This window comes from Viridibacillus arvi, from assembly GCF_001274945.1.
Taxonomy (GTDB): Bacteria; Bacillota; Bacilli; order Bacillales_A; family Planococcaceae; genus Viridibacillus; species Viridibacillus arvi.
The window spans coordinates 593,123-596,821 of record NZ_LILB01000001.1 but is presented as its reverse complement, the minus strand read 5'-3'; the positions used below and the strand labels follow the sequence as shown (position 1 = coordinate 596,821).

Annotated in this window: 5 protein-coding genes; all 5 read left to right on the top strand. The window is 32.2% G+C overall.

Going from position 1 to position 3,699, the window contains the following annotated elements; genetic code table 11:
- Positions 1-235: 235 nt before the first annotated feature.
- The 5 genes from AMD00_RS02825 (at position 236) to AMD00_RS02805 (ending at position 3,451) form a co-directional block, all read left to right on the top strand.
- Complete coding sequence (locus tag AMD00_RS02825; protein WP_053415568.1) at positions 236-508, top strand: hypothetical protein; 273 nt, start codon at positions 236-238, stop codon at positions 506-508.
- A 186-nt stretch (positions 509-694) separates the two neighbouring features.
- A complete protein-coding gene (locus AMD00_RS02820) occupies positions 695-1,084 on the top strand; it encodes a VOC family protein (RefSeq protein ID WP_053415567.1) in 390 nt (129 codons plus the stop codon).
- 246 nt (positions 1,085-1,330) lie between these two features.
- Positions 1,331-1,534: a hypothetical protein gene (locus AMD00_RS02815; RefSeq protein WP_053415566.1), complete on the top strand. Its 204-nt coding sequence runs from the start codon at positions 1,331-1,333 to the stop codon at positions 1,532-1,534.
- A 384-nt stretch (positions 1,535-1,918) separates the two neighbouring features.
- Positions 1,919-2,119, top strand: a complete 201-nt coding sequence (locus AMD00_RS02810; protein ID WP_053415565.1) for a DUF4177 domain-containing protein — start codon at positions 1,919-1,921, stop codon at positions 2,117-2,119.
- A gap of 459 nt (positions 2,120-2,578) precedes the next feature.
- Positions 2,579-3,451, top strand: a complete 873-nt coding sequence (locus tag AMD00_RS02805) for an AraC family transcriptional regulator (RefSeq protein WP_053415564.1) — start codon at positions 2,579-2,581, stop codon at positions 3,449-3,451.
- Positions 3,452-3,699 lie beyond the last annotated feature (248 nt).

The window sequence follows — 3,699 nt, the reverse complement described above, 5'->3', positions numbered from 1 at the left end:
AATATTTTTTATTACATCACGAAGTGATGAAAACCGTTGATACTTCAATGTTTATAGAGGGAGGTTAGTTCAATAAGGTGTTTGTTTTATCATTTAACAATAGAGATACATGGACGAAGAAAAAGAAGTAATACAGTTTAATATTAATTATATAGAATAGTGTTACAGTTAATATAAAAGAGAAATCGAATTAATAGGGCCCCCAAAAAAAGTCGGTTTGGAAGGAAGGAAGATTTTGCGAAATAAATTACCATGGTATTTAAAAAAAGGATCGTTATATTTTTTCTGTGTAATAACTCCTCCAATCGGTTATATAATTCTCGTTAGTAATTTAAAGAAATTTGAGTATGAGGAAAGAATCAATTACCTTACGATTGCAACGATTATGATGTCTATATGGGTATTAAAATTTTTGCCTGATAAATTAAGCTTTTATGTATGGAGCTTTATATTAGCGGTTTTAATAGGAAACTCTGTATTAAAAATAATAAAAAGGAAAGGTAAATAGCTGTAGCTTTGTAAAAAAGATTGATTATTTATTATATAGATTGATAACTTGTAAAGTTCGATTAAAATCACTATAAAGATTGTGTAGAAATTTACTTAAACTAACGGGGCAGGTTAGTTCAATAAGAAGGATTGCTTCTTACTTTATAGAATACATATAATATGTACTATTTTAGGAGGTAAATAGATGATATTTGAAATAACCAATCAAGTTCGTGTAACTGATTTTAAAGAAGGACATAAGTGGTATGAAGCATTACTAAGCAAAAAAGCTGATTTCATACCACACGACGGATTTGCTGAATGGGAAATAATTCCCGGTTGCTGGTTGCAAGTTGCTGAAGGAACACCATCAGAAGAAAGTGGACCTTTACGTTTAGGGGTAACTGATATAATAGCTGAAAGAGATAGACTAGTGAAAGAGTTGGAAATTGAAGAATTTGAGATTTACTCCCGTGAAGAAGTTTCTGCAAAATGGGGAACTTTCACTGACCCTTGGGGAAATCGAATTGGACTATTTGAATATTTGGATAAGAAAGAAGAAAATGACCGTATAAAAACAATTTTAGGAGTTTAAATATTTTACTTGTTGCACTAACGAGGGGCTTTACTTGAAGATCATTGAGTTGCAAATGCAGCTCTTTTTTCTTATTGAACTAACGAAGCAGTTTAGTTGAATAAGAGGTTTTTTTGCGAATGAGTTGAATAAGTTAATATATGTTAAATATTGAACGAAAAGGGGTGCTTTACTTCAAGTCTGGGGGTGGCACTTTTTTCTTAAACTAACGCAGGACAGTTTAAGAATATTTATAGGGGGCATTTTATGATTAAGTCTTTAAAAGGGCAATTTATCTTATCTATATTTGTTGCTATTGGCTTTGTTTATGTTAATTTTTCTAGTATTGAGTTTATTGCTGACAAGAGGGAACCAACCGGTCGGGTAATATTTTTCTTCATCATGATTTTATCGGTGTTTAATGCGGGATTATTGACGGAAAAATACATTCAAACAAGAAAGAAGAAATAACTTTTATCCAACCAACGGGTGCTTTACTTGAAAATCATTGAGTTGCATATGCAGCTCTTTTTTTCTTTATTGAACTAACGGGGCAGGATAGTTGAATATGAACATGCCCGTATGTATGTTAATTATCTTTTCGTTTATATTATCGGTTTTTGCTATAATAAGCCCTCAGGGAATGTTGCAAAAGTTTTATCCTTTGTACCATTCTCATCTTCTGGGAATTGCTTTTTCTATGTTACCGGCTCATATATATCGTCTAGTGTGCTAAATGTCAGTAATCGAGTTAGCTTTACTAAAGCTATTAAATTATGTAAAATTAAAAAATAAACTACCAAATATCTCAAATTTAGACATTTTTGTAATATATTTTTTAAGGAGGCACTAATAATGTATGAATACAAATTTATTCAGATTGAATTAAAGCAAAAAATTTTGAAGGCGGAAGCAACGGAAGATTATCGTGAAATTATAAGAGAACATGCGGAAAAAGGGTGGAGATTGGTTCAAATTTTCGCTCCTGGTACTGCAGCGGTTGGTGCCGCAGCGAATTTTGAATTAATCTTTGAAAAAAATGTTAATGAAAGTTAATAAGTGACCTTTGTAAAAAGAAATAAAATAAACTGACTTCCATTTCTATATTTTAGAAGGGTTAGTCAGTTTTTTTATTTATAATTGTTACCATCAAATAATTTTGTTTTTTCTATTATGCTCTTTCGGAGATATACACTTTATCAATCCCAAAGGGCTTATTAATTATATTTATAGTTATAAATTTAATTGGAGTTAAAATATAGATATGAATTCCAAAAGAAAACTGACAATTTAGCGTAGTGATTTCTCGTTATGTGTGAATAGTCAAGGCAATTACTTGAGTTATAGTTGAAATTTCTTATTCAACTAACGGGGGGCTTTAGTTCGATAAGGAGTAAAGCCTTTTTACTAACGGGGCAGTTTAGCAGAAGAAGATTAATCCTACAAAACGGTGCACAGAATATCGGATGAATACAATCAATTTCTGTTATTCTATTGATGAAAGGAGGTCGTATAATGGATTCGCTTAAAAACATGAACGATGCAATGAAGTATATCGAGGAAAACCTAACTAATGAAATAGACTTCAAGATGGTGGCTAGGCTGGCTCATTGTTCTGAATATCATTTCAAAAGAATGTTTTCTTTCCTTGCGGGGATTCCATTGTCAGAATACATTCGCCGAAGACGACTCAGTTTAGCAGCATTTGAGCTAAATAACAGTAACATAAAAATTATAGATATTGCGATTAAATATGGATACAATTCACCGGACTCTTTTACTAGAGCTTTTCAACATTTACATGGTATAACACCATCTGAAGCAAGAAACAACGGACAGCAATTAAAGGCCTATCCACTAATGACCTTTCAATTATCAATTAGAGGAGGAAGAGAAATGAATTATAGAATCGAGCAAAAAGAAGCGTTTAACATAGTCGGTATCATGAAAAGAGTTCCTATTATCTTTGAAGGAGAAAATCCGGAAATTACAGAAATGTGGAAGTCTTTGACCACTGAAAAAATAGAGCAATTAAAAAAACTCTCTAATGTTGAACCTGTAGGGATGATTCAAGCATCTACAAATTTTTCTGAAGGACGCATGGAAGAAAAAGGAGAACTTAATCAGTATATAGGAGTGGCAACAACTCAAGAATGCCCTGATAACTTATCTAACCTTGGAGTCCCTGCATTAACTTGGGCAATATTCGAGTCAACAGGACCTTTTCCAAGTACATTACAGGAAACCTGGGGTAGAGTTTATTCAGAGTGGTTTCCATCTTCCAACTACCAGGTAACAGAAGGACCCGAAATCTTGTCGATTAAAAGTAAGGACTTAACTTCACCATCAGTTAAAAGCGAAATTTGGATCCCAGTTTTAAAAAAATAAATAAAATCTTAGAGCAATGGGCTGTTTCGACAGCTCTTTTTTATTCTCAACAGATAGAATGATTGTGAATATTTACACTTAAACTAACGGAGCAGGTTAGTTGAGAAAGAAATTCCATATTTATGACAAAATAAAGAGTTCAAAATGCTATGATTAAACAGTAACCTGTACAGAGACTTATTGGATGGAGAGAAAAACGGTGAAAAAATTAAGAATTATCTTATCAGTTATTGTTATTGCATTAGCAG

Excerpts from the sequence above, each read along its gene's own strand:
- AMD00_RS02815 (WP_053415566.1), top strand. The coding sequence starts at position 1,331 with ATGATTAAGTCTTTAAAAGGGCAATTTATCTTATCTATATTTGTTGCT.
- AMD00_RS02810 (WP_053415565.1), top strand. The coding sequence starts at position 1,919 with ATGTATGAATACAAATTTATTCAGATTGAATTAAAGCAAAAAATTTTG.
- AMD00_RS02820 (WP_053415567.1), top strand. The coding sequence starts at position 695 with ATGATATTTGAAATAACCAATCAAGTTCGTGTAACTGATTTTAAAGAA.
- AMD00_RS02805 (WP_053415564.1), top strand. The coding sequence starts at position 2,579 with ATGGATTCGCTTAAAAACATGAACGATGCAATGAAGTATATCGAGGAA.